This window comes from Shewanella inventionis (assembly GCF_014641855.1).
Classification (GTDB): Bacteria; Pseudomonadota; Gammaproteobacteria; order Enterobacterales; family Shewanellaceae; genus Shewanella; species Shewanella inventionis.
Window position 1 is genome coordinate 66,900 of record NZ_BMII01000003.1, and the last position, 26,214, is coordinate 93,113.

At 43.3% G+C, this 26,214-nt stretch carries 21 protein-coding genes and 2 tRNA genes; 17 read left to right on the forward strand and 6 right to left on the reverse strand.

From position 1 onward, the window contains the following. The first annotated feature begins 52 nt into the window (after positions 1 to 52). The 7 genes from IEW93_RS02575 (at position 53) to IEW93_RS02605 (ending at position 7,226) form a co-directional block, all read left to right on the forward strand. Positions 53 to 128, forward strand: a tRNA-Glu gene (locus tag IEW93_RS02575). Positions 129 to 164: 36 nt separating this feature from the next. After that, positions 165 to 240 (forward strand) — tRNA-Ala (locus IEW93_RS02580). Positions 241 to 676: 436 nt separating this feature from the next. Continuing rightward, the gene (locus tag IEW93_RS02585; RefSeq protein WP_188736619.1) at positions 677 to 1,696 is read left to right on the forward strand and encodes a TRAP transporter substrate-binding protein; all 1,020 of its coding nucleotides are present in this window, start codon (positions 677 to 679) and stop codon (positions 1,694 to 1,696) included. Positions 1,697 to 1,773: 77 nt separating this feature from the next. Next, positions 1,774 to 2,424 (forward strand): TRAP transporter small permease, encoded by a 651-nt coding sequence (locus IEW93_RS02590; RefSeq protein ID WP_188736621.1) that lies wholly within the window; start codon positions 1,774 to 1,776, stop codon positions 2,422 to 2,424. After that, entirely contained in the window at positions 2,424 to 3,821 is a 1,398-nt protein-coding gene (locus tag IEW93_RS02595; protein WP_188736623.1) for a TRAP transporter large permease, read from the forward strand. The genes IEW93_RS02590 and IEW93_RS02595 overlap by 1 nt, the downstream gene beginning before the upstream one ends. A 232-nt stretch (positions 3,822 to 4,053) precedes the next feature. After that, positions 4,054 to 5,850, forward strand: a complete 1,797-nt coding sequence (locus IEW93_RS02600; protein WP_188736625.1) for a sensor histidine kinase — start codon at positions 4,054 to 4,056, stop codon at positions 5,848 to 5,850. Between the two features lie 2 nt (positions 5,851 to 5,852). After that, positions 5,853 to 7,226 (forward strand): sigma-54-dependent transcriptional regulator, encoded by a 1,374-nt coding sequence (locus IEW93_RS02605; protein WP_188736627.1) that lies wholly within the window; start codon positions 5,853 to 5,855, stop codon positions 7,224 to 7,226. A gap of 19 nt (positions 7,227 to 7,245) precedes the next feature. On the opposite strand, the gene IEW93_RS02610 is transcribed toward IEW93_RS02605, so the two are convergent. The 3 genes from IEW93_RS02610 to tesB form a co-directional block, all read right to left on the reverse strand. Next, positions 7,246 to 8,481, reverse strand: coding sequence for an MFS transporter (locus tag IEW93_RS02610; RefSeq protein WP_188736629.1), 1,236 nt, complete (start codon positions 8,479 to 8,481; stop codon positions 7,246 to 7,248). A 103-nt stretch (positions 8,482 to 8,584) separates the two neighbouring features. Then, on the reverse strand, positions 8,585 to 8,986 hold the full coding sequence (locus IEW93_RS02615) for a YbaY family lipoprotein (RefSeq protein ID WP_188736631.1): 402 nt from the start codon (positions 8,984 to 8,986) through the stop codon (positions 8,585 to 8,587). 23 nt (positions 8,987 to 9,009) lie between these two features. Then, positions 9,010 to 9,873 (reverse strand): acyl-CoA thioesterase II, encoded by an 864-nt coding sequence (gene tesB, locus IEW93_RS02620; RefSeq protein WP_188736633.1) that lies wholly within the window; start codon positions 9,871 to 9,873, stop codon positions 9,010 to 9,012. 208 nt (positions 9,874 to 10,081) lie between these two features. On the opposite strand from tesB, the gene IEW93_RS02625 reads away from it, so the two are divergent. Next, complete coding sequence (locus IEW93_RS02625) at positions 10,082 to 10,975, forward strand: 1,4-dihydroxy-2-naphthoate polyprenyltransferase (RefSeq protein WP_188736635.1); 894 nt, start codon at positions 10,082 to 10,084, stop codon at positions 10,973 to 10,975. Positions 10,976 to 11,031: 56 nt separating this feature from the next. Here the strand turns inward: IEW93_RS02625 and IEW93_RS02630 are convergent, their stop codons facing one another. Beyond that, positions 11,032 to 11,850: a helix-turn-helix domain-containing protein gene (locus IEW93_RS02630; protein WP_223418406.1), complete on the reverse strand. Its 819-nt coding sequence runs from the start codon at positions 11,848 to 11,850 to the stop codon at positions 11,032 to 11,034. 246 nt (positions 11,851 to 12,096) lie between these two features. On the opposite strand from IEW93_RS02630, the gene IEW93_RS02635 reads away from it, so the two are divergent. Beyond that, positions 12,097 to 13,488: an aspartate ammonia-lyase gene (locus tag IEW93_RS02635; RefSeq protein WP_188736637.1), complete on the forward strand. Its 1,392-nt coding sequence runs from the start codon at positions 12,097 to 12,099 to the stop codon at positions 13,486 to 13,488. A gap of 88 nt (positions 13,489 to 13,576) precedes the next feature. Here the strand turns inward: IEW93_RS02635 and gnd are convergent, their stop codons facing one another. Beyond that, the gene (gnd, locus tag IEW93_RS02640; RefSeq protein WP_188736639.1) at positions 13,577 to 15,106 is read right to left on the reverse strand and encodes an NADP-dependent phosphogluconate dehydrogenase; all 1,530 of its coding nucleotides are present in this window, start codon (positions 15,104 to 15,106) and stop codon (positions 13,577 to 13,579) included. Between the two features lie 246 nt (positions 15,107 to 15,352). Next, positions 15,353 to 17,275: a propionyl-CoA synthetase gene (locus IEW93_RS02645; RefSeq protein WP_188736641.1), complete on the reverse strand. Its 1,923-nt coding sequence runs from the start codon at positions 17,273 to 17,275 to the stop codon at positions 15,353 to 15,355. Between the two features lie 317 nt (positions 17,276 to 17,592). On the opposite strand from IEW93_RS02645, the gene IEW93_RS02650 reads away from it, so the two are divergent. From IEW93_RS02650 to IEW93_RS02685, 8 genes are all read left to right on the forward strand, one after another. Further along, positions 17,593 to 18,003 carry a MerR family transcriptional regulator gene (locus IEW93_RS02650; RefSeq protein ID WP_188736810.1) on the forward strand — a complete coding sequence of 137 codons (411 nt, stop codon included), beginning with the start codon at positions 17,593 to 17,595 and terminating at the stop codon, positions 18,001 to 18,003. Between the two features lie 126 nt (positions 18,004 to 18,129). After that, positions 18,130 to 19,299 carry an isovaleryl-CoA dehydrogenase gene (locus IEW93_RS02655; RefSeq protein ID WP_188736644.1) on the forward strand — a complete coding sequence of 390 codons (1,170 nt, stop codon included), beginning with the start codon at positions 18,130 to 18,132 and terminating at the stop codon, positions 19,297 to 19,299. 87 nt (positions 19,300 to 19,386) lie between these two features. Next, on the forward strand, positions 19,387 to 20,994 hold the full coding sequence (locus tag IEW93_RS02660) for a carboxyl transferase domain-containing protein (protein ID WP_188736646.1): 1,608 nt from the start codon (positions 19,387 to 19,389) through the stop codon (positions 20,992 to 20,994). Between the two features lie 37 nt (positions 20,995 to 21,031). Further along, entirely contained in the window at positions 21,032 to 21,847 is an 816-nt protein-coding gene (locus tag IEW93_RS02665; RefSeq protein WP_188736648.1) for an enoyl-CoA hydratase-related protein, read from the forward strand. Next, a complete protein-coding gene (locus IEW93_RS02670; RefSeq protein ID WP_188736650.1) occupies positions 21,847 to 23,877 on the forward strand; it encodes an acetyl/propionyl/methylcrotonyl-CoA carboxylase subunit alpha in 2,031 nt (676 codons plus the stop codon). Before IEW93_RS02665 ends, IEW93_RS02670 begins: the two co-directional genes overlap by 1 nt. Beyond that, positions 23,878 to 24,768 (forward strand): hydroxymethylglutaryl-CoA lyase, encoded by an 891-nt coding sequence (locus IEW93_RS02675; RefSeq protein WP_188736652.1) that lies wholly within the window; start codon positions 23,878 to 23,880, stop codon positions 24,766 to 24,768. Positions 24,769 to 24,834: 66 nt separating this feature from the next. Next, complete coding sequence (locus tag IEW93_RS02680; protein WP_188736654.1) at positions 24,835 to 25,539, forward strand: CoA transferase subunit A; 705 nt, start codon at positions 24,835 to 24,837, stop codon at positions 25,537 to 25,539. A 13-nt stretch (positions 25,540 to 25,552) separates the two neighbouring features. Continuing rightward, on the forward strand, positions 25,553 to 26,209 hold the full coding sequence (locus IEW93_RS02685) for a 3-oxoacid CoA-transferase subunit B (protein ID WP_188736656.1): 657 nt from the start codon (positions 25,553 to 25,555) through the stop codon (positions 26,207 to 26,209). Positions 26,210 to 26,214 lie beyond the last annotated feature (5 nt).

Sequence of the window (26,214 nt, forward strand, 5' to 3'; positions counted from 1 at the left end):
CTACAGACATTAGTGAGTATTCACTCGATACAGAGTATAACGTATCAACTGTGTCCCATTCGTCTAGAGGCCTAGGACACCGCCCTTTCACGGCGGTAACAGGGGTTCGAATCCCCTATGGGATACCATATTATTCAAGTTTTAGTTTTTATTAGCTAGAATTTGGGGCTATAGCTCAGCTGGGAGAGCGCTTCGCTGGCAGTGAAGAGGTCCACGGTTCGATCCCGTGTAGCTCCACCATTAAATTGGTATTCGTACATATTGATATGTATTCGAAACAAAAAAACCACCTCACGGTGGTTTTTTTGTGCCTATTAGAAAATGATATTACGCGATATCATCTCAATTTCGACTCAACACCAGCAACATTTCGCACGGCTCACGTATCAAACACCATATATACAGAAAACGAGAGCGCCATAACGCCAACAATAAATGTGTGACATTCCACCCATAGGTAGATTTATTTTGTGTGACATCCCACACAAACCACAGTATCTACATATCAGTACTTAAATTAAAGTTAATAACTATCATAATGTTACAAAAAATTAACACTATGGCCTAATGCTTGCTATGTTTTATCTATCCTCATAATGCGTTTATGGTTGGCTTGTTCTGGAACGGGTCACCACCGTGAGGAATATATAACACTAAAAAAAGGAAGCTAAACCTCATGAAAAAATCGACAAGTACCTTTACCCAACCATTAAAGTCAATCGCTAAACTGGCCACCATCGCTTCAATTTTGGCAGCAAGCTTTAATGTATTTGCTGAACCTGTGGAAATTAAATTTTCACATGTTGTGGCCGAAAATACTCCTAAAGGCCAAATGGCGCTCAAGTTTAAAGAATTAATTGAGCAGCGTTTACCTGGCGAGTACGTCGTTAACGTATTTCCTAACTCGCAATTATTTGGTGACAACAATGAATTAGCGGCATTGCTATTAAACGACGTGCAATTTGTGGCGCCTTCCCTATCTAAATTTGAACGCTATACAAAAAAACTACAAATTTTTGACTTACCTTTTTTATTCGAAGATATGGCTGCGGTCGATCGTTTTCAACAATCAGATTCAGGCCAAAAACTTCTTAACTCAATGAACCGAAAAGGTGTGGTGGGCTTAGGGTATCTTCATAACGGCATGAAACAATTTTCAGCTAACAACCCACTGATGTTACCAAAAGATGCAAATGGCAAAAAATTCCGCATTATGGCATCAGACGTTATCGCGGCACAATTTGATGCTGTAGGCGCTATCCCTGTTAAAAAGCCATTCTCAGAAGTTTTTACGTTATTACAAACCCGCGCCATTGATGGTCAAGAGAACACCTGGTCGAACACTTATTCTATGAAGTTCTACGAGGTGCAAAGCCACATCACTGAAAGTAACCATGGCGTATTAGATTACATGGTTGTGACATCAAATACTTTCTGGAAAGGCTTGCCAGCCGACAAACGCGCGGTATTTAAATCATCTCTTGATGAAGCCATCGCCCTTGGCAATAAAATTGCTGCCGAAAAAGACAATGAAGATAAACAAGCTATTTTAGACTCAAAACGCTCTGAGTTAGTGACCTTGTCACCAGAAGACCGTCAACAATGGGTTAATGCAATGAAACCGGTTTGGGCGAAATTTGAAGATCAAATTGGCAAAGACATGATCGATGCCGCACAAGCTGCAAACACAAAATAATCTTAACACTTAATGTGGTGCTGAAACTTATTACCATCAGCACCACACCATCCTTATTTTATTCAAGGAGTATAACTGTGATATCAAGATTATTTGGTTATTTCGAAGAAGGTTTTCTTAACCTTCTCATCACATTGATGACCCTACTTGTATTTGGTGAAGTCATTGCCCGTTTCTTTTTTAATACTGGCTTTTTATGGATACAAGAACTGACATTAACCTTGTGCGGCTGGTTTGTTCTTTTTGGTATGTCTTATGGTGTCAAAGTCGGTGCACATATTGGCGTCGACGCATTTGTATCTAAACTTTCTGGTAAACCACAAAAGATGGTAGCGATATTTGCTTGCTTATGTTGCGTTATATATTGTGCAATGTTTTTGAAAGGTTCGTGGGATTACTTAACACAAATGTACCAAATTGGTATTCCAATGGAAGATATTGATTTTCCAGCATGGTTTATCCATCAGTTAGACCCAGACTATGCATGGGAAACATTACGCATCGATGTTGAAGATGGCGCGGTACCAATCTGGTTGTCTCAAAGTATCTTATTGATTGGTTTCTCAATGTTAACCTGGCGTTTCATTGAGTTATTTATTGCCATTTTACGAAATCAAGCTGTCGGTTTTCAGCTAGCCGATGAAGCAAAAGACAGTATGCACCTGATAGATGAAGCCGCCAAATCAGCTCCAGAACAACAAGAACAAACTGATAAGGACGCAAAATAATGACTATCGCTACATTATTTATCACCCTGCTTATTTGTATGATGGTAGGTATGCCTATTGCAATTGCATTAGGCTTTTCAAGCATGCTCACTATCTTGCTTTACTCAAATGACTCGCTTGCTTCAATCGCTTTAAAACTTTACGAATCAACCTCAGAACATTACACCTTACTTGCGATACCATTTTTTATTTTATCTTCAGCGTTTTTATCAACCGGTGGCGTCGCAAGGCGGATCATCGACTTTGCAATGGACAGTGTCGGGCATATTCGTGGCGGTCTAGCAATGGCGTCAGTCATGGCCTGTATGTTATTTGCTGCGGTATCAGGCTCTTCACCCGCAACTGTTGCCGCCATTGGCTCAATTGTCATCGTAGGTATGGTTCGCGCTGGATACCCAGAGAAATTTGCAGCGGGAGTTATCACAACCTCGGGCACACTTGGTATTTTAATTCCGCCATCCATTGTGATGCTGGTGTATGCGGCGGCAACCGAAGTGTCGGCGGCCAGAATGTTTATGGCAGGCTTAATTCCAGGATTAATGATGGGCTGTATTTTAATGATCGCCATCTATATTGTCGCTCGAATTAAAAAACTCCCCTCACGTCCATTTCCAGGTGTAAAAGCACTCACAATATCAAGTGCTAAGGCAATGGGTGGATTAGCACTCATTCTTATTGTGCTCGGCTCTATCTACGGTGGTGTTGCCAGCCCAACAGAAGCCGCTGCGGTAGCTTGTGTGTATGCCTATTTTATTGCTGTGTTTGGATATCGTGATATTGGACCACTAAAAAATGTTGCCTGGCGAAATAACCAAGAATCGCTCGTTGTAGCAGCTCTGCGCAATATCGGATTCATGTTACTCGCTGTGATTAAAACACCTACAGACAAAGAAATACGTCATGTGGTACGTGATGGGGCAAAAGTCAGTATTATGCTGTTGTTTATTATTGCTAATGCCATGCTATTTGCTCATGTACTAACAACAGAGCGAATTCCTCACATCATCGCTGAAGCAATTGTGGGGCTGGGTTTACCAGCTTGGGGCTTTTTAATTATTGTCAATTTATTGCTGTTAGCGGCGGGTAACTTTATGGAACCGTCAGCAATCTTATTGATTATGGCTCCAATTTTGTTCCCCATTGCAACTCAGTTAGGTATTGATCCAATTCATTTAGGGATCATCATGGTTGTTAACATGGAAATTGGCATGCTGACACCGCCTGTGGGGCTCAATTTGTTTGTCACCGCGGGCATAACAGGAAAAAGCATGGGGTGGGTAATACAGTCTTGCTTACCTTGGTTAGTACTATTACTTGGCTTTTTAATATTAATCACTTACATCCCGCAAATATCACTATTTTTGCCTGAGTATATCGACAAATTAAACGGCTATTAGCTTTTATCATTTATTAAGCGAGCCTTATTAAATTAAGGCTCGCGCTATACCTTAACCAAAAACACACCAACGGCTCAAGTTCCTATGACGTCATACTATTGCGTTTCATCTGAGTCATGTAAAATGGTTTACAGCAATAAACACGACATTGGTTATACTTCCACTATTCAGTAAACCTTCTTTCGCGATTAACCGACCAAAATATTAACCTTCATTACTCACGGTATTTTGCATGCTTTCATTTACAACGATTAAAAAACGTAAAGTACTAATAGGCATATTACTGCTTATCGGGTTATTGCTAACACTCAAGGCGACACACTGGTATTTACTTGATCAAGGTACAAAAAGAATTGCTCAACAATCAGAAAAACAAATTAATGAATTAGTTCTCTTTATTGATAACGCCCTCGCCCATTACGAAAATATACCCGCAGTGTTGGCCAAAAACCCAATCTTAGAACAGGGCTTGCTTGATCAGCAAAACCCTAACACTATCCAAAAGCTGAATGCATACTTGTCAGAGCTACAACAAGTTACAGAATCCTCTGATATATATCTCACAGATGCATTAGGCGTTGCCATTGCAGCAAGCAATTGGGACAAACCCAACTCTTTTGTCAATCATGACTATTCTTTTCGCCCTTATTTTATTGAAGCCATATCCGGAAAATCAGGACGTTACTATGCAGTAGGCACATCATCAAACAAGCGCGGTTTTTACTTTGCCAATCCGGTTTATCATAAAGGCTTAGTCCTAGGAGTCATCGTCGTCAAAGTTGATATTGGTCTTGTAGAGCAGCAAGGGAGTGGCATAGCCTTAGCCAGCCAGTACGAATTTATGATCAGCGACCCTGATAACATTGTCTTCTTGTCTAGTGTTAGTGGATGGCGCTTTAATTCATTAACGCCATTATCACAAGCTAAACGTTTCGCATTAAATTCTTCAAAGCGATATGCCAATCGGCCAATTGGCGAATTACATTTTGCGCCTAAATTCGCATTGGGGGCATCCAACACAACACAGGTTTATCAAATCGCCTCTTTTGAAGAAAATGAAAAATACCTAGAGCGTCATCAATTGATGCCCAACGCCAATTGGCATGTTCATGTTCTGGCACCAATGAAACCTCTTTACGAATCATTACCCCCAATAATGCTGCTAAGTGCAACCTTATACATGCTATTTGCTTTATTTATTGTGTACAGCATTGAACGAAGAAAAAACTTACTCAGAATGCGGCACGCACAAAACCAACTCGAACTGCGTGTAAAAGAGCGCACGATAGAATTAGAACAAGCCAACAATCAATTAAAAGATACCCAAGATGAGCTCATCCAAGCGGCAAAACTGACTGTAATCGGCAGCCTATCGGCCAGTATTAACCATGAGTTAAATCAGCCATTGGCAGCATTAAGGAGTTACGCTCAAAACACTCAAACGTTTATTGGCCGTAACATGATTGATGAAGCCAGCAGTAATATCAAAACCATGATAGAACTGACAGACAGATTAGCCGATATTATTGGCCAATTTAAAAGCTTTACTCGCAAGTCGCAAGGTAAGGACAATGCCACAGAGATCAACCAATCAATTGAGCAAGCTATTACTATTGTGCAACCAGAGCTAGATAAGCAAGGGGTTAAATTGTCTCTTGCATTATTAAAAGGAAAATGCCAAATATGGGGCGACAGCGTTAGATTACAACAAGTACTAGTTAACTTAATCAGTAATGCAATTGTTGCCATGCAACTGTCAAAAAACAAACAATTACACATTGCTGTGTATTGCGATAACAAAGTCAACATCAGCATTCAAGATAGCGGCCCAGGAGTAAGGGAGAGCCAAATGAGTAAAATATTTGAACCCTACTACACCACCAGCGAACGCCAAGGATTAGGGCTAGGATTATCAATATCTCAACGCATAATTGAATCGATGCAAGGCTCAATTACAATCGAAAATGCACAACAAGGCGGCGCTATTTTTCATATTATTTTGCCGCTCTACCTACGCGAGGAAATGTAAACGTGACCCAAATACAAAACATCAATGATTACCAAGTGGTCATTGTTGATGATGAACCCCACATCGGTACCGTATTACAACAGTTGTTTAAACTTGAAAATATCAGTGCACTTGCCATAACAGATCCACAAACCATTGCCCGCCACATTACACCCAATTGGGGTGGCATCATTATTTCAGATGTCAATATGCCGCAGCTTGACGGCCTTAGTCTACTGCAACAATTAAAACAACAAGATAATGATTTACCAGTGGTACTCCTTACTGGCTTTGGTGATATTGCCATGGCCGTTGATGCGCTAAAAAAAGGGGCGTATGACTTCATTGAAAAACCCTTTAACAACGAACACATTCTCGACGTGACCAAACGCGCACTAGAAAAGCGATCACTCACATTAGAAAACCGTAAACTAAAACGTGAGCTAGAATCACACATAGCTCCTGGCCCTCGTATTTTAGGTAGCAGCCCTGGTGTAATGAAAATGCGCCACCTCATTGATCAAGTACTCGACACGCCAGCCGACATCATGATCGAAGGAGAAACAGGGGCAGGCAAAGAGCTAGTCGCTCGTTACCTACATGATCATAGCTACCGTAACAAAGCCAATTTTGTCGCGATTAACTGTGGTGCTATTCCCGAGAATTTAATCGAAAGTGAATTGTTTGGTGCAGAATCGGGCGCATTTACCGGTATTGATAAACGACGCATAGGCAAATTTGAATATGCAAATGGTGGCACGCTTTTTCTAGATGAAATAGAAAGCACACCAATGTCTTTACAAGTTAAATTATTACGAGTACTAGAAGACCGAAAAGTGGAACGCCTAGGCTCTAATACACCTATCAATTTAGATATTAGAGTCATCGCCGCCACAAAATTAAACTTGCAACAACTGTGTGAAGAAGGAAAATTTAGGCAGGACTTACTCTATCGTTTAAATTTAGTCACTATTGCAATTCCACCACTGCGTGAACGTCTAGAAGACATCCCACTGCTTTTTTTGCACTTTGCTCGAATTGCCTCTGCACGATATCACAAAGCATTAATTGCCTTAACACCTCAACAAACCATGGTACTAACCTCTCATGATTGGCCTGGTAACGTTCGCGAATTACGTAACTTAGCCGAGCGCTATGTTTTACTAGGCGCAGATGCCGCCTTTGCTGGAAATTTAGATAACCACACCACCATGCATACAAGTATGTCATTACAACAAAGAGTGGAGTTTTTTGAGCGAATGCTCATTGAAGAAGCGCTAAGTCATAACAAAGGCAGCATAAAATTAACTATGGAGCAGTTAGAATTACCCCGAAAAACCTTATATGACAAAATGCGTAAGTTTGACCTAGACCGCAAACAATTTATCGAAAGCTAACCCTCCCAGACTTATTCAATCAGCCTTTCACTGGGAGCACCTTAGTGCTCCCGTAGTGAACACCCAAACGCCAAACTGCAACCATTAACAATGCCAATAAACTCATAGAGCCTATCACCACCCCATTCCATTGTGCGTCATGCCAAAACCACATCAAATAAGGCCCCCCTAAAGACGCCCCAAGGTAGTAACAACACAAATACAATGATGTCGCTTTAGCTCTATGCTGGGTAGCTCGCATAGCCACAAATGAGTTACAGCAACTATGAGTTAAGAAAAAGCCACAAGCACTAATCAAAAAGCCTGCAACAATGGCAAACAAGGTGTCAACTAACGTCACTAAGGTTCCACACACCATTAAGCACAAAGCCACTCTAAATAAAGGCATAGAACCAAAGCGCATAATCCACTTAGCCGACAAATAAGAAGCAAACGTGCCACTTGAGTAACATAAAAAAATCAAGGTTGCCTGAAAGCGGCTTAACTCATAAGGCTCAGCCATAAGATGCAGCTGAATAAAACTAAATTGATTCACCATCATCATAAAAGCTAAGCCGCCAATTAAATATGCCAAGCACATTTGCTTATCAGCCAAATGAAACATAAAACCATCAATATCTTGTTTTATCTTTCGCAGCAATGATACTTTTTGTTTTATCACGTTGGGTTTAATTTCTCTACGTGGCAGCAAATAAGTCACTAAAGCCACCCCCATTAACGACACTAAAAACACCAACCCCATCGACGATTGCCACGATAGATGCTGAGCCATGAGGCCCCCAAAAATTCGTCCAGCTATTCCACCCATACTGTTGGCCATAATGTAAACCGCAGCAGCTTTGAGCATAAATTGTGGCGCTAATTGCTCCTTAAAATACGCCATAGAAATGGCAGGTACTGCAGCTAACAGCACACCTTGAAGCAAACGAACCCAAACCAACTGATCAAATGTTTGAGCAAACATTAATAAAATATTAGATGCAGCCAAAAGCCATAAACTAACAACAATAGGCGCCAATCGGCCAACCCTGTCAGATAGCACTGCATAAAATAATAACGAAAATGCTAGCGTAAAACTGGTTACCGACAACACTAAGGTCGCTTTAGCACCAGACACATCAAAATGCTCAGCAATTGAAGGCAGCATTCCTTGCACAGTGTACAAATTAATGTAAATCACTACAGAAGCAATACATAAAGCCCAAATCAATCGTGATTGAGCTTCACTGCGATGAACCGGTGTTAACTCTGTCATAGGTAACCTAAACAGCACATTAGGAAAGAAAACAGATTATTACCCGCCAAACATAAAGATCAATGACGGGTAGATAAGTTTGTGAACTAGATTGATTGAAACGTTATTTAACGCGCTTCATCAATACTTCGGCAGAGTATTTACCGTTATTGATCACATGATAGCGATCATAGGTTTGAAAAATCGCTTTCCCCTGGTAAGTAATCATAGCAACTACACCATAATCAACAGCGTTACTGATCACTTCAGCAGGTAAAATAAACTTAAATGGAACAGGCGTTTTGGCCACATCAAAATTTTTCTGTGAAATAATCACCCCAGGACGGTTAAAATCAATTATCGAAATATTAATTTTACACCCTTTAGTAAGCGCTATTTTTTCTAAATATCCAGCATAGCCGTTAACGACAACAGGCTTTGGAGGTTCAACAGTCACACAGGCACTTAGAACAACACTTATCAAAATAAATACACATAACTTAAACCATTGCGTCAATTTACACATTTAAGCATCCTTACTTGTCATTATTATTTGTGAGTCATTCTTAACAGGCCTTCCTGGGTTGCCGAAGCAACAAGCTGCCCTTGCCTATTAAAAAACTGCCCTTTGACAAAACCTCGGCCACCACCCGCATTAGGGCTTTCAATGCTATAAAGCAGCCATTCTTCCATGTTAAATGGGCGATGGAACCACATAGCGTGATCAATGGTCGCCATTCGCATACCTGGAGTTAAATATGACACGCCATGAGGCTGAGCCGCAGTCACTAAAAAGTTAAAATCAGAAGCATACGCCAGCAAATATTCTTGAATATTATGATTATTTGGCACTTGCCCATTGGCTCGCAGCCATACATACCGCTTAGGTTCATTAGTCCCTGGAGCAAGTGGATTAAGCGGGTTAACCAGGCGCATTTCAATCGGCGAATCGGCCATAAACTTTTCCAGCATTTGCTTAGGCACTTTATCTCGCATGGTCATTGCTAACTCTTGCTGATTTAATAATCCCTCAGGCCCCGGTACGTCAGGCATTGAAGCCTGGTGCTCAAAACCGTTTTCGTGTTTTTGAAACGAACAGGTCATATAAAATATGGGGCGCCCCTTTTGTATCGCCTTAACACGACGAGCACTAAAACTGCCACCGTCACGCATGTTCTCAACGTCATACACAATAGGGTGTTTTTCATCGCCAGCACGCAGAAAATAAGAATGTAAAGAGTGCACATGCCTGTCTTCGCTAACAGTTTGTTTTGCTGCACTTAACGCTTGCCCCATCACCTGACCGCCAAAAACATGGCCAAATCCTAAGTCCTGGCTTTGACCGCGAAATAAGCCATCCTCAAGTTTTTCCAATGACAACAATGACAACAAATCGTTTAATACCTGACTCATACTACCTTCTATACAGCAAAAATTAACACCTAAGGTTACCTTAGTTGCATTGATATTTTCTAGCATAATCGCAGTTAAATCGTTGAATAAACATCATCACAAACAATTAGTAAAAGAGTGATACAACGCAAAAATTCATATCAGCACCCAAATTGAAACTTTGATATGATATTAGCCATGGCTAATCGACCCTGTTTTTGACAAAAATATGCAAGCTAGTTCTATACAATCATGGCTTATGGCTATTCGCCCACGCACCTTACCTGCCGCCATAGGCCCGTTACTCGTCGGTAACATGCTCGCAATAGGCTTAAGTCAATTTAGCCTATTGATCGCTTTTACCTCTATGTTATGCGCAATTTTATTACAAATATCGGTCAATCTTGCTAACGATTACTTTGATTTTAAAAATGGCATTGATACTGAAGATCGGATTGGCCCCGTGCGAGTCACACAAAGCGGTTTGATAGCACCACGCCATGTTAGAAATGCCATGATAGGCTGCCTTATCACAGCATTAGTGGTGGGTTCGCTGTTAATCGTCCATGGCGGCTGGCCCATAGCAATTTTGGCAGCAGCTTCGATTTTAGGCGCGCTTTGCTACAGTGGCGGGCCTTATCCACTTGCATCGCACGGATTAGGCGAAATAGCCGCATTTGTTTTTTTTGGCTTAGTGGCCGTGGTCGGAAGTTATTATTTGCAAGCAGGCACCACCACAATTACAGCCTGGTTACTCGGCAGTGCTATCGGTTTTTTTAACGCGGCAATCATGTTAGTTAACAACACTCGTGATATTTCAACCGATACCAAAGCAGGTAAAAATACCCTTGCGGTTCGAATAGGTGAATCACAAGCAAAGGTGTTATATCAAAGTTTGGTGTACTTACCCTTTGGGATCATCATAGCGGGATTTTTATTGGGTTCACTTGATGGCTTACCCGTGTTACTTGCCGGAGTGTCATTAGTCATTGCCCGTAATTTAAGCCGAGAGTTTCATAACAACTCTGGTGAGGCGTTAAATCCAATCCTTGGACAAACTGCAAAGCTTTGTATGATTTTCAGCATCTTGTTTAGCGTCGGACTATTTATCACCCTTAGTTAATACGACAACCTTGTAGGTGGGGTTACTTACCTGCAAGGTTGTACCATAACGAGTTATTAATACCTTGCTCTAAAATGCACTTCGTGTGGTTCCATCTCATTTTTTACCGCAGCCTTAATCGAGTCATCAATAACAGTTGCACTTAAATCATATAAACCACAAAGGGCAAATGCTTTAGTGATATTAATTGATGCACCTAGATACTCATAAACCACTCGAGTACAAATTGGCATTCGCTCACCACTGCCACTTACTCCTATTTTCAAACCTTTGAGCTGAGTAATCCGATTCTTAAATGTTGGAAACAAAATAGTTTGTGAAATCTCATGCTTGGTTAATGACTCATAATCAACCATAAAAATACGGTCTACCAAAAAGTTCGCCATTCCTAGATAGACACCATGATAGGGCTTTCGATGAGACTGTTCGACTATTCGCTCCGTGCGTTGGTAATAAATTTTTTGATTTACCTTGGTAAAACAAACTAATGTTCGCAGTAATTTACCTGGGTGCGCCATCGACAAATAGTATTCGAAATAATAACCAAGATATTTGTCTAAATCATGAGTACTGCTGCGCGCTAATGTTTCAAAGTGGGTGGTTTCAGGTAAGCGCACATTCTCTGTAGTGTGTAATTGAGGCCTAACTTGAATTAATAACTTAAATTGGTTTTGAGGCATCATAATCTCGAACTCTTCAACCCCAAAGAACTCGCAAATTTTTAACATGGTATTGGCACTCGGTTTATGTGTGCCGTTTAAATACCGATTAAATTGAGCGCGGTTAAACCCCAATCTGCGACATACTTCAGCGATTGATTTGTAATAACTACAGAGTAATTGCAAGTTTTTAGAGAAATCGGACGACAAAGCCATTAAATACACCTTGGATTAAGAGCAAGCTAAAAAGCATCGAGGCATCATAAGTTTATTGCCCTTGATACACAACCACAGTCCATTCGCAAAAAGATGCCATAACAGCATCAACTAGCACCATTTATAGTTAACTTGTCAAATCGCTTCTTAATCAAAACATTGGTTAAATATCGTTGAATTTAGCGTAACAGCTTGGCAAACCAATGCCACGAACAACCATTAATCTCAATCAATATAGGCCAGTATATGCTTGCTAGAACAGAACATGATCTTATCGGTGATATGGAACTACCAAATACGGTTTGGTACGGTATTCAGACTCAGCGAGCGCTTGATAACTTTTCAATTTCTGGTATTCCTATCGGGCATTTCCCAGAATTAATTACTAGCTTAGCAATGGTAAAACAAGCGGCTGCGTCAGCTAACCAACAGCTGGGGTTATTACCTCAACATAAAGCTGAAGCGATTATTGCTGCCTGCAAAGACATTCAGTCAGGGCAATATAATCAAGATTTTGTGGTTGATGCAATTCAAGGAGGAGCTGGTACCTCCACCAATATGAATGCAAACGAGGTTATCGCTAATATCGCGTTAACTAAAATGGGACGTATTAAAGGTGATTATCAATTTTTACATCCTAATGACGATGTAAATCGTTGCCAGTCGACGAACGACGTTTACCCAACGGCTGCCAGTCTAGCGATTCAATTTGCCGGTGACGCCTTAATTCTAGCAGTTGCTTCATTAACTCAATCTCTGGATAACAAAGCACAAGAATTCAATCATGTCATTAAAATGGGCCGAACTCAGTTACAAGATGCGGTGCCAATGAGTTTAGGCCAAGAGTTTAAAGCATTCGCCACTGTACTAGGAAAAGAGAGAGCGCGGCTCCAAGAAGCAGGTAAATTACTCTGTGAAATCAATCTTGGCGGCACTGCGATAGGAACGGGGATCAACAGCCATAAAGATTACCCCAATTTGGCCATTGCTCATTTGGTTGCCATTTCAAATAAACCGCTATTTCAAGCAAGCGATCTTATTGCGGCAACATCCGACATGGGCGCCTTTGTTTATTATTCAGGAATATTAAAACGTCTCGCGGTAAAACTAAGTAAAATAAGTAATGATTTAAGGTTGTTATCAAGCGGACCAAGGACCGGATTAGCCGAAATATCATTACCGGCGGTACAGCCAGGTTCAAGTATTATGCCAGGGAAAGTCAACCCGGTAATTCCTGAAGCCGTCAACCAAACTGCTTATCAGGTTATTGCAAGCGATCTTGCGGTCACTCTGGCTGCTGAAGCTGGGCAGTTGCAACTCAATGCGATGGAGCCGCTAATCATCTACAACTTATTAAACTCAATCAAAATGCTAACCTCAGCTTGTAAAATGCTTGATGAGCGCTGCATAAGAGGAATACAAGCTAACGAACAGCGGTGTCGAGATAATGTCGACAACAGTATTGGTGTCGTGACAGCTTTGGTTCCGGTGCTCGGTTATAGCAATGCCAGTGCAGTAGCTAGACAAGCGCTAGCAGAAAACAAAACAATTAGTGAAGTGGTGTTAGCTCGAAATCTACTGAGTCAGCAGCAGCTTGATAACTTATTGAACCCCACCAGCATGATGGGTATTGCTTAATAACATTTATACTCATCCTTATTTATCCCAATAAAAACGCTCTCATTTCAATGAGAGCGTTTTGGTGTTAACAACCCTTACAGCGGATTTATACTTTAGATAATGTGCGCTGTTTGGCGCTCCAGTCTAAATGGTATTTTTCACCTGCGGGTTTATCAGTACGCTCAAAGGTGTGAGCACCGAAAAAGTCACGCTGACCTTGCAATAAGTTAGCCGGTAATGTCTCACAGCGATAACTGTCGTAATAGGCAATAGCCGAGCTAATACAAGGCGCAGGGATCCCTTGCATAACTGATGCAGCAACAGTTTTTCGCCAGCTAAAGTGTTTTTGCGACAAAGTCTGACTAAATGTATCGGCCATTAATAGATTAGCTAGGGTTGCATTTTCTTGATACGCCTGAGTAATCGATTGCAAGAATGTAGCGCGGATAATGCATCCCGCTCGCCATATCTTGGCTATCTCAGCAAAATCTAAAGCCCAATTCTGCTCTTTTGCCATCATCGCCATAAGCTGGAAGCCTTGAGCATAACAACACACTTTGGCGCAATATAATGCATCTTCAAGGTTAGCGATAAACTCCGCTTTTTCGGTTTCGCTCAATACAACCGGGGCCGGCCCCGCAAGCTTAGAATTTAACTGCACTCGCAACGTCTTTTGAGTACTTACAGCACGTGCGTAAACTGCTTCTGCAATCGTTGGCGCCGGGCAACCAATTTGTAAACTGCTCACTGCAGTCCATAAACCGGTGCCTTTTTGACCTGCTTTATCTAAAATCATTTCAACTAGGGGCTTACCCGTTAATGGGTCATCTTGCTGTAATACTTCAGCACTAATCCCCATAAGGTAACTGTTTAATATTCCCTTGTTCCATTGTTTAAATACGGTACCGATTTCATGGGCAGACATCCCCAAACCATCATTAAGCAACTGATAGGCTTCACAAATAAGCTGCATGTCAGCATATTCAATACCGTTATGGACCATTTTGACATAATGGCCAGAGCCCGCAGGACCAATATAGGTTGTGCAAGGCTCGCCTTCAGTCACCGGATTGCCCGGTTCAAAACGCTCAATCGGTAAACCGGTTTGTGGATCCACTTTAGCCGCTATAGCATTCCAAATTGGTTCAACATAACGCCATGCTTTTTCGTCGCCACTTGGCATTAATGAAGGCCCAAAGCGTGCCCCTACCTCACCACCAGAAACGGCTGAACTAAAAAAAGTAAACTGACCTTTATACTTAGCTTCACGCTCTACAGTATCAGTCCATAAACTGTTACCCGTGTCGATAACAATATCTTGAGCTTCTATACCTGCGTCAATTAATGACTTACATACACCATCTACAGGAGCGCCCGCAGGAACAGATAACACGATCACACGAGGTTCGACTAAATTGGCGAGCATTTCTGAAAGATTATTACACGCTTGCATACGGTCAGCTAAGCCAGCCTTGCGCTCATTTGCTTCTTGAGAAATTGCAGCGTTCACTTTTTGAGTATCGAGATCAAAAACAGCCACATGATAGCCGTTATCTGCGATGTTTAGTGCAAGGTTCTTGCCCATCACACCAAGGCCAATAACGCCGACGTGAGATTGTTGGGTGTGGTTATTCATAGTCTATATTTCCACAGGTCACAGAGATTAATCGCGTAATGCGAATCCATTTGGGTGGCAATTATAGCGATTCTTGTAACTAAATTACCAGTAACAAAACGCGGAAACGCTGTTTTTTACAAAGTAAGTCTAGCCGAAGAATATAAAGGTAACCTATTGTCAGAATAGAAAAAACCATAAAAACTACTGTGCTTTTATGGTTTTAGTTCAGTTTAATTAAGGCATTTATTTGTGTTACAAAATGATTTAACCACCAGTGTGCTCTGATGCGAGTGCATTTGCATAACCCATTTTTGTCAACGCGTTACGAACAATTTCTAAGGTGTTTGGATCTTCAATGGTCGCAGGCATGGTGTAATCTTGATTGTCAGCGATTTTGCGCATGGTTGCGCGCAAAATTTTGCCCGAACGCGTTTTTGGTAATTTTTGTACTGCACTCACTAGTCTAAAGGAAGCAACAGGGCCAATTTCATGGCGCACTAACGCCAGTAATTGTTTATACAAGTCATCATCAGATAACGTCACCCCATTTTTAAGCACCACTAATCCAAGCGGAACCTGGCCTTTAAGCTTATCTTGCACGCCAATAACCGCGGCCTCAGCAACGGCTTCATGTTGACACAATACCTCTTCAAAGCGCCCAGTAGATAATCTATGCCCTGCGACATTAATAATATCGTCAATGCGGCTCATGATGTACAAATAGCCATCTTCATCAATGTAACCTGCATCTCCAGTTAAATAATAACCTGGGTACATAGACAAATAACTATCAATATAGCGTTTGTCATTTTGCCACAGCGTAGTAAGCGTGCCTGGTGGCAAAGGCTGCTTAATCACCACATTACCACTTTCATTGGCCGCAACAGGCTCGCCCATCGCATCTAATATCTCGACTTGATAGCCTGGTACAGCTCGTGCGGGGGAACCAGGTTTAATCGCGATTGGATCTGTACCCATTAAATTGGCTGCAACTGGCCAACCGGTTTCTGTTTGCCACCAATGATCAACCACTGGCTTACCTAACTGTTGCTGACTCCAATTTAACGTTTCAGGATCGCAGCGCTCGCCAGCTAAATACATTTGTTTAAGGCACGATAGGTCAAACTGTTTAATAAATTCACCGTTTGGATCTTCACGTTTAATTGCACGAATAGCCGTTGGCGCAGTAAAAAAGCTGCGAACGTGCTTTTGTTCAATAATGCGCCAAAAAGCGCCTGCATCGGGAGTGCCTATCGGTTTACCCTCATACATAATTGTGGTCGCCCCCACAAGCAATGGCCCGTACACAATATAAGAATGTCCAACTACCCACCCTACATCGGATGCAGCCCAAAACACATCACCCACACCAGTGTCATAAATGTGCTCCATAGACCAGGCTAGCGCAACAGCATGACCACCGTTATCGCGAACAACCCCTTTAGGTTGGCCAGTTGTACCTGAGGTATACAACACATATAAAGGGTCTGTCGCATCTAACGAGACACAGTCAACATCTTGTGCATCAACCAATGCACTGTACCAATCAAGATCGCGCGGGGCGTTTAGCTCAGCCTGATATTCAGTGCGATTTAAAATGATACAATGTTCAACTGTGTGTGTTGCCTGAGCTAAAGCATTATCTAATAAAGGCTTATAAGGCACGACACCCGACGGCTCAATACCACATGAAGCAGATAAAATTAATTTGGGTTTCGCATCATTAATACGAGTAGACAACTCATTGGCAGCAAAGCCACCAAACACCACAGAGTGAATGGCGCCAATGCGCGCACAGGCAAGCATTGCGTAGGCGGTTTCAGGGACCATTGGCATGTAAATGACGACACGATCGCCTTTAGTGACACCTAATGACACCATTAACCCCGCAAGGCGTTTGACTTGCGCTAGCATTGATTGATAACTAATCGCGTATTCATTTTGAGTCACGGGACTAATGTAATGGATAGCAGTTTGCTCACCACGACCAGCGAGTACATGACGATCGACAGCATTAAAACAGGTGTTCATTTTGCCATCAGCAAACCATCGATAAAATGGCTTGTTGCTATCATCTAATACCTTATTAGGTACAATGTCCCAACTGATGGCCTTTGCCGCTTTTTGCCAGAAAACTTCGGGCTCAGCTATCGACTGTTCATGCATTAAGAGTCCTAAATCCGCCATATTGATCTCCATTAATCAGGGTGTATGACAATGATTATGAGCAGAATTCATGAAATAGCCCTATTAGACAAAGGGATAACAATTCATCAAATGCACAAAAAAATCTTTAATTTCAATCAAGTGTTTAATATTATAATGACGTTAACTACTAAAGATTAATATCAAATATAACAATTGGTTAATGTATAATACTTAGCAACGTGGCAAGTAGAATTAACACGTATTTGCAGGATAAAAAATCAAAATAAACCCCACAAACTTTACCTTTACGTAAACTTCATATATCTTGCATCAAAAGAAACAGTTTTGGTGACATGATGAGCACAATCCATAGCCCTCAATCCACATACTCAATCAGTGACTTATCAAAAGAATTTGATATCACCACCCGCAGCATTCGTTTTTACGAAGACCAAGGCTTAATCAAACCTAAGCGTCGTGGTCAAACTCGTATATACAGTTTAAAAGACCGAGTACGTCTTAAACTCATACTTAGAGGAAAACGACTTGGGTTTTCATTAGCAGAAACACGCCGATTATTTGAACTTTACGATGCAGATAAAAGCAGTTCGACTCAATTACAAACTATGCTTGATTTAGTCAACGAGAAAAAAACCGCACTACAGCAACAAATGGACGACATTAAAGTGGTATTGATGGAATTGAACTCAGCAGAGCAGCAATGCAAAGCAGCATTAGCAGATAACACAGCCAAAAAGATGAAATAAATAACAGCAAAGAATGGCTGAATCAATTCGGCCAATGTTTTACCCGCTACCCAAAACGCAACTCTATAAGCGTTGGTAGTCAGTGCTTTACAAGACAATAATAAAAATTCAACAGGACACATGCAAATGAGCGACTTATATACCAGCCTAAACTTTGGTTTAGGTGAAGATGTTGACATGTTACGTGATGCAGTTCGTGGTTTTGCCGCCAACGAAATCGCCCCGATTGCCGCCCAAGTCGACCTCGATAACGCCTTCCCTAATCAATTATGGCCAGTGCTTGGCGATATGGGGTTACTTGGCGTCACCGTCGATGAGCAATATGGTGGTGCTAACATGGGCTACCTTGCTCATGTGGTCGCAATGGAGGAAATCTCACGCGCATCAGCGTCTATTGGATTAAGTTACGGCGCGCACTCAAACCTATGTGTTAACCAAATTAACCGCAATGGTAATGACGCGCAAAAGGCAAAATACCTGCCTAAGCTTGTGAGTGGTGAACACATTGGTGCATTGGCCATGAGCGAGCCTAATGCGGGTTCAGACGTTGTATCGATGAAATTGCATGCCCGTAAAGAAGGCGACCGCTACATTCTTAACGGCAATAAAATGTGGATCACCAATGGTCCAGATGCACACACCTATGTGATTTACGCCAAAACCGATCTTGAAAAAGGCCCTCATGGTATTACGGCGTTTATTGTCGAACGCGGATTTAAAGGATTTAGCCAGGCACAAAAACTCGACAAACTCGGGATGCGCGGCTCAAATACCTGCGAATTAGTATTTGAAGACTGTGAAGTGCCAGAAGAAAACATCTTAGGCGGCCTCAATAATGGCGTTAAAGTGCTAATGAGCGGGCTAGATTATGAGCGCGTTGTGTTGTCTGGTGGCCCATTAGGCATTATGTCTGCTTGCATGGACATCGTTGTACCTTATATTCACGAGCGCGAACAGTTTGGGCAGTCCATTGGCCAGTTCCAGTTAGTGCAAGGAAAATTAGCTGATATGTACACAGGCATGAACGCTGCCCGTGCTTATGTTTACAGCGTGGCAAAATCTTGCGATCGCGGTGAAACCACACGTAAAGATGCTGCTGGCGCCATTTTATACAGCGCCGAACTGGCGACTAAAATGGCCTTAGATGCTATCCAATTGCTGGGCGGCAATGGCTATGTTAATGAATACGCCACTGGCCGTTTATTACGCGATGCTAAGCTTTACGAAATTGGTGCTGGCACCTCTGAAATTCGCCGTATGCTCATTGGCCGCGAATTGTTTAACGAGTCAAAGTAACCAGCATTTCAGTATAAAGGTGATATAACAAACATGTTATGTCGCCTTAATTAAGCCCCTATTTTTTGCTTCATTAAGGATATAAAAATGACGCAACTGAGCAGCCGTATCAATCCTCGCAGTGACGAATTTAAAGCCAAGTCAGACAGCATGGCCTTACTTGTCGACGATCTTCAACAAAAACTCAAAAAAATCGAACAAGGTGGCGGCCCTGTCGCACTTGAGCGCCATTTGTCTCGTGGTAAGTTATTGCCGCGCCAGCGCGTTGAAAAGCTACTCGACCCGGGCTCACCCTTTTTAGAAATATCACAATTTGCCGCATTTGAAGTGTATGACGAAGAAGTCCCCGCAGCGGGTGTAATTGCCGGTATCGGCCGCGTCAGTGGTGTTGAGTGCATGATTATCGCCAACGACGCCACAGTCAAAGGCGGCACCTACTACCCAATTACGGTTAAAAAGCATTTACGGGCGCAAGACATTGCCAGCCGTTGCCACTTGCCCTGCATTTACCTAGTCGATTCAGGCGGGGCCAATTTACCCCGCCAAGATGAAGTGTTTCCAGACCGCGATCATTTCGGCCGAATTTTCTATAACCAGGCGCAAATGTCAGCCAAAGGTATTCCACAAATTGCCGTCGTCATGGGCTTGTGTACCGCAGGCGGTGCTTATGTACCTGCCATGGCCGATGAGTCAATTATCGTCAAAGAGCAAGGCACCATCTTTTTAGCTGGCCCACCGCTTGTTAAAGCCGCAACGGGTGAAGAAGTCAGTGCAGAAGAGCTTGGCGGCGCTGAAGTACACACAAAAATATCCGGTGTCGCCGATCATTTAGCCCAAAATGATGAACACGCCCTTGAGCTTGCTCGCCGTGCAGTACTGCGTCTTAATCATCAAAAAGAAATCAAAAGCTTATTAAGCCCAGTTAAACCACCAAAATTCGACATCCATGAGTTGTATGGCATTGTCGGTACCGATCTTAAAAAGCCGTTTGATGTAAAAGAAGTCATTGCCCGTGTGGTAGATGACTCAGACTTTGATGAATTTAAAGCCAACTATGGCGCAACGCTCGTGTGTGGTTTTGCACGTATTCATGGCTACCCCGTCGGCATTGTGGCCAATAACGGTATTTTATTTTCTGAGTCGGCGCAAAAAGGCGCTCACTTTATTGAACTGTGTTGCCAACGTAAAATTCCATTACTGTTTTTACAAAATATCACCGGCTTTATGGTGGGTAAAAAATATGAACATGAAGGCATTGCTAAACATGGCGCCAAAATGGTGACCGCGGTGTCTTGCGCTAAAGTACCTAAGTTTACCGTGATTATTGGCGGCAGTTATGGCGCAGGCAACTACGGCATGTGCGGCCGAGCGTTTGAACCCACCATGATGTGGATGTGGCCTAATGCGCGTATTTCGGTCATGGGTGGCGAACAAGCCGCAGGCGTATTAGCCACAGTGCGCCGCGATGGTTTAGCCCGTAAAGGCGTTGAATGGTCAGCACAAGATGAGCAAATCTTCCGTAAACCCATTGTTGAGCAATACGAAAAAGAAGGCCATCCATACCATGCCAGCGCCCGCTTATGGGACGACGGCATTATTGATCCAGCGCAAACCCGTGACGTGGTCGGCCTAGCCTTGTCGGCAGCATTAAATGCTCCTATTGAAGACACCCACTTTGGGGTGTTTCGCATGTAATTGTGCGGTTAATTCAACAAATAAGGAGTCATAAATCATGTTATCAAACCAATATAAATTTATTGAATGCCGCCTTGAACAAGGGGTGGCAGAGCTTATTTTAAATCGCGTTGAAGTGCACAATGCCTTTGATGAAGTGATGATCAGCGAGATGATCCAAGCTATCGAACACTTTGCCAAAAACAGTCAATGCACCATGTTGATATTGCGCGCCAATGGTAAAAACTTCAGTGCAGGCGCCGATCTTAATTGGATGCGCAAACAAGCCCAAATGGACTTTGAGCAAAATCTGACTGATGCCCATGAGCTTGCCAAGCTGATGCATGTGTTAGACAAGTTTCCCAAACCGACCATCGCCCTTGTGCAAGGTGCCGCGTTTGGTGGTGCATTAGGCTTAATTTGCTGCTGCGATATTGCCATTGCCACCACTCGCGCCAGTTTTTGCTTAAGTGAAGTAAAACTCGGACTGATCCCAGCTGTAATAAGCCCTTATGTGGTGCGTGCCATGGGTAATCGTCAATCACGCCGCTTTATGCTAACCGCAGAACGTTTTAGTGCTGATGTTGCCTTAACCCATCAAGTCATTCACGACATTAACGACGACCTCGATGCCGCGGCAGCGCCTTTTATTGCTGCATTGAATGCCAACAGCCCTCAAGGCATGGCATGGGCAAAAAATCTTGTGGCGTATTTAGAAAACGGCGTAATTGACCACGAAACGCTCAACTTTACCAGCGAGCAAATTGCTCGTATTCGTGTATCAGATGAAGGTCAAGAAGGCCTTAATGCCTTCTTTGAAAAACGACCGCCAGCATGGCAAACCGCTAAATCTGATCCACAAGGAGCCCAATAATGTTTACCAAATTACTGATTGCTAACCGTGGTGAAATTGCGTGCCGTATTATTAAAACCGCGCAAACCATGGGCGTACGCACCATCGCCCTTTATTCTGATGCCGACAAAGATGCCCGTCATGTCGCCATGGCTGATGAGTCATATTACCTAGGCGGCAGCGCCCCTGCTGACTCATACCTAAAAGCTGACTTGATTATTGAAATAGCTAAAAAATCGGGCGCAGAAGCTATTCACCCAGGTTATGGTTTTTTGTCAGAAAATGCCGAATTCGCCCGCAAATGTGAGCAAAATGGTATTGCCTTTGTTGGCCCAGGTAGCGATGCCATTGATGCCATGGGCAGTAAAAGTGCCGCCAAAAAGATCATGTCAAAAGCCAATGTCCCCCTGGTGCCTGGCTATCACGGCGACGATCAAACCGATGCAACCTTAATTGCCGAAGCAAAAGCCGTTGGTTTTCCTTTGTTAATTAAAGCGGCTTACGGCGGCGGTGGCAAAGGGATGCGTATCGTTGAAAACGAAGGCGAAATACTTGAAGCCATTAAGTCTGCACGCCGTGAAGCCATCTCGTCATTTGGTAATGACAAGCTACTCATGGAGCGCTACTTACGCCAACCGCGCCATGTCGAATTACAAATATTTGCCGACACCCATGGCAATGCCATTTATTTATCTGACCGTGACTGCTCTATTCAACGTCGCCATCAAAAAGTGGTTGAAGAAGCGCCAGCACCCGGTTTATCAGACGAACTGCGTGCCCAAATGGGTAATGCCGCAGTAGCAGCAGCTAAAGCCATTGATTATGTTGGCGCAGGCACGGTTGAGTTTTTACTGGATACCGACAACAGCTTTTACTTTATGGAAATGAATACCCGATTACAGGTCGAACACCCTGTAACCGAAATGGTAACTGGTCAAGACTTAGTAAAATGGCAGTTAGTGGTCGCAAGTGGTGGCGAATTGCCGCTACGCCAGGATGAAGTGCGTATCCATGGGCATTCATTTGAAGTACGCATTTACGCTGAAGATCCGCAAAACGAATTTTTACCCGCCAGCGGTAAGCTAAACTTTTTGCGTGAACCAGAGCAAAATCGTCACGTACGCATAGATTCAGGCATTCGTGAAAACGATGTTATCAGTAACTTTTATGACCCCATGATTGCCAAACTAATAGTATGGGATGAGTCGCGCCCTCGCGCCCTGCAACGTTTAGTGCATGCGCTTGAGTCATACCAAATCAGTGGCCTTAAACATAACATCGAGTTTTTAGCCAATATTGCCGAGCACCCAGCCTTTGCAGCTGCCGATTTCTGCACCGACTTTATTGAACGATATGGCGACACCTTAATTGGTGATGCCGCCATTGAAGCCGATACCGCGTTAGCACTAGCAGGACTGTATCAAGTGCTGTCTCGCAAACAAGCGGCCAAAACATTGGCCATAAATAGCGCCGACCCATATTCACCTTGGGGCCTCGTGAGCGGCTTTAGACTCAATAGTTCAAGCGTACACCATGTGTCACTGTTAACTGATACCGCAACGGCCACTCAACAGCACGATCTCGTTATTACCGCCGTGGGTGAGCAATACCAATTATGCTTACATGAGCAAGTGCTAAACCTAGCGGGTGATCTCAAAGCAGACTTACTTTTAGCCGAAATTAATGGCCACAAAAGCAAAGTACCTGTGAGCCACCAAGGTGACGACTTTACGCTATTTTTACCTTCTGGCAGCTATCACTTTAAAGCCATATTGGCTCAAGTGGCTGAAGAGGTGGTAAACCATGCAGATAAGCTTAAAGCACCAATGAACGGCACAGTGGTAACCCATTTAGTTGAAGTTGGCGAGCAAGTTAAAGCTGGCCAAGGCTTATTAGTGATGGAAGCCATGAAAATGGAATACACCATAGAAGCGCCATTTGACGGTGTGGTCAGCGAGTTTTATTTCCAAAGCGGTGAGCTTGTCAGTGACGGGGCACAACTGCTAAACGTTGAACCATTAACCAGTGAAGCTAACGTCGAGGAAGCATAAATGTTACCGACAAAAGTCAGCATTTTTGAAGTCGGCGCCCGTGACGGCCTACAAAACGAAGTGCCGGTGACTACAGCCGATAAACTCACGCTAATCACACAACTTGGTGATGCAGGTGTTAAACGTATTGAAGCGGGCAGCTTTGTGTCACCTAAATGGGTGCCACAGATGGCAGACTCCCATGAGGTACTGCAGCAACTTAAACGCCAAGCGGGTGTGGTTTACAGTGCCTTAACCCCTAACCTAAAAGGGTTTGAACTGGCATTAGCGGCTGGCGCCGATGAAGTGGCCATTTTTGGCGCCGCATCAGAGAGTTTTAGCCAGAAAAATATTAACTGCTCAATTGATGAGTCAATCGAGCGCTTTGCTCCGTTAATGGAAGCCGCCAAACAACATGGGCTTGCTGTGCGCGGGTATGTGTCTTGTGTGCTAGGTTGCCCATATGAAGGCGAAATTGCAGTAAGTGACGTCGCCAGAGTATCTGAGATCCTTTATAAAATGGGTTGTTACGAAATATCACTTGGCGACACCATCGGTGTGGGTACGCCCACTAAAGCACGGCAAATGATTGAAGCTGTCGCTAAAGTGGTGCCCATAGACAAGTTAGCTTTGCATTTTCACGACACCTACGGCCAAGCGTTAGCCAACATACTTGTCTGCCTTGAAACCGGTGTCAGCGTGTTTGATACCTCGGTTGCAGGCTTAGGCGGCTGCCCCTATGCCAAAGGTGCGTCAGGCAATCTTGCCACAGAAGATTTAGTTTACATGCTCCATGGTATGGGCATTGATACCGGTATTGACCTCACAAAGCTTGCGTTTGCAGGCGACACCATTAGCCGCGTGTTGGGGCGCGCTAATGGGTCTAAAGTGGCAAATGCAATCAGAACATAATCACATATACTCACAGGGGTGAGGCAAAACACTCCCCCTTGTGAACATAACAATAAGGACAACAAGATGGCAGGATTCAATAAAGTCGTCCACAGCTATGACGAAGCGCTAGCAGGACTGAGTGACGACATGACCATTATGGTCGGCGGATTTGGTTTATGTGGTATTCCTGAAGGCTTAATTAACCACATGGTAAAATTGGGTGTAAAAGGCTTAACAGCCATTTCAAACAATGCAGGTGTAGATGATTTTGGTTTAGGTTTATTGCTTAAACAACATCAAATTTCGACCATGATAGCCTCTTATGTTGGCGAAAACGCCACCTTTGAGCAACAAATGTTGTCTGGTGAACTTAATGTCATACTCACACCACAAGGTACGTTGGCTGAAAAAATTCGCGCTGGCGGTGCTGGTATTCCAGCCTTTTTTACCGCGACAGGTTACGGTACCCCTATTGCTGACGGCAAAGAAACCCGTGAAATTAAAGGTCGTCATTACGTATTAGAAGAATCATTAACGGCAGACTTTGCTTTAGTCCGCGCCTGGAAAGCCGACACCATGGGTAATTTGGTGTTTCGAAAAACCGCCGCTAACTTCAACCCAATGATGGCCACCGCAGGCAAAATTACCGTGGTAGAGGCTGAAGAGATTGTTGAGCCAGGCGAGCTCGACCCAGACCACATCCACACACAGGGTATTTATGTTGATCGCGTTATCAAAGCAAGCTTTGAAAAACGTATCGAGCAACGCACCGTTAAAGCTGCGAAATAAGGGAGGCAACACCATGGCATTGACCAGAGAACAACTCGCCCAGCGCGTAGCAAAAGAATTACAAGACGGTTTTTACGTAAACCTTGGTATTGGTATCCCAACCCTTGTGGCCAACTATATTCCACAAGGCATGCAAGTGATGCTGCAATCTGAAAACGGTTTACTCGGTATGGGCGAGTTCCCGACTGAAGAAAACATTGATGCAGACCTTATCAACGCCGGCAAACAAACCGTTACAGCAGTACCTGGCGCATCATTCTTTTCATCAGCAGAAAGCTTTGCGATGATCCGTGGCGGCCACGTAGACTTAACTGTACTCGGCGCATTTGAAGTCGATGTTAACGGCTCTATCGCCTCGTGGATGATCCCGGGTAAGCTCATTAAAGGCATGGGCGGCGCAATGGATTTAGTGGCAGGGGCTGACAACATCATTGTTACCATGATGCATGCAGACAAGCATGGTAATTCAAAATTACTGCCCAAATGTGAACTGCCATTAACCGGTTATGGTTGCATTAAGCGCGTAATGACCGATTTAGCCTTTATGGAAATTAAAGACGGCGCATTCCATCTTTTAGAGCGCGCACCTGGCGTATCTGTTGAAGAGATCGTCACAAAAACAGCCGGTAAGCTAGTGGTACCAGATCATGTACCCGAAATGACGTTTTAAAATTT

Bases quoted from the DNA above. Each gene is read 5' to 3' on its own strand.
- IEW93_RS02585 (WP_188736619.1), top strand. From the start codon at position 677: ATGAAAAAATCGACAAGTACCTTTACCCAACCATTAAAGTCAATCGCT.
- IEW93_RS02595 (WP_188736623.1), top strand. From the start codon at position 2,424: ATGACTATCGCTACATTATTTATCACCCTGCTTATTTGTATGATGGTA.
- IEW93_RS02600 (WP_188736625.1), top strand. From the start codon at position 4,054: ATGCTTTCATTTACAACGATTAAAAAACGTAAAGTACTAATAGGCATA.
- IEW93_RS02610 (WP_188736629.1), bottom strand. From the start codon at position 8,481: ATGACAGAGTTAACACCGGTTCATCGCAGTGAAGCTCAATCACGATTG.
- IEW93_RS02615 (WP_188736631.1), bottom strand. From the start codon at position 8,986: ATGTGTAAATTGACGCAATGGTTTAAGTTATGTGTATTTATTTTGATA.
- tesB (WP_188736633.1), bottom strand. From the start codon at position 9,873: ATGAGTCAGGTATTAAACGATTTGTTGTCATTGTTGTCATTGGAAAAA.
- IEW93_RS02625 (WP_188736635.1), top strand. From the start codon at position 10,082: ATGCAAGCTAGTTCTATACAATCATGGCTTATGGCTATTCGCCCACGC.
- IEW93_RS02630 (WP_223418406.1), bottom strand. From the start codon at position 11,850: ATGGCTTTGTCGTCCGATTTCTCTAAAAACTTGCAATTACTCTGTAGT.
- IEW93_RS02635 (WP_188736637.1), top strand. From the start codon at position 12,097: ATGCTTGCTAGAACAGAACATGATCTTATCGGTGATATGGAACTACCA.
- gnd (WP_188736639.1), bottom strand. From the start codon at position 15,106: ATGAATAACCACACCCAACAATCTCACGTCGGCGTTATTGGCCTTGGT.
- IEW93_RS02645 (WP_188736641.1), bottom strand. From the start codon at position 17,275: ATGGCGGATTTAGGACTCTTAATGCATGAACAGTCGATAGCTGAGCCC.
- IEW93_RS02650 (WP_188736810.1), top strand. From the start codon at position 17,593: ATGAGCACAATCCATAGCCCTCAATCCACATACTCAATCAGTGACTTA.
- IEW93_RS02655 (WP_188736644.1), top strand. From the start codon at position 18,130: ATGAGCGACTTATATACCAGCCTAAACTTTGGTTTAGGTGAAGATGTT.
- IEW93_RS02660 (WP_188736646.1), top strand. From the start codon at position 19,387: ATGACGCAACTGAGCAGCCGTATCAATCCTCGCAGTGACGAATTTAAA.
- IEW93_RS02665 (WP_188736648.1), top strand. From the start codon at position 21,032: ATGTTATCAAACCAATATAAATTTATTGAATGCCGCCTTGAACAAGGG.
- IEW93_RS02670 (WP_188736650.1), top strand. From the start codon at position 21,847: ATGTTTACCAAATTACTGATTGCTAACCGTGGTGAAATTGCGTGCCGT.
- IEW93_RS02675 (WP_188736652.1), top strand. From the start codon at position 23,878: ATGTTACCGACAAAAGTCAGCATTTTTGAAGTCGGCGCCCGTGACGGC.
- IEW93_RS02680 (WP_188736654.1), top strand. From the start codon at position 24,835: ATGGCAGGATTCAATAAAGTCGTCCACAGCTATGACGAAGCGCTAGCA.
- IEW93_RS02685 (WP_188736656.1), top strand. From the start codon at position 25,553: ATGGCATTGACCAGAGAACAACTCGCCCAGCGCGTAGCAAAAGAATTA.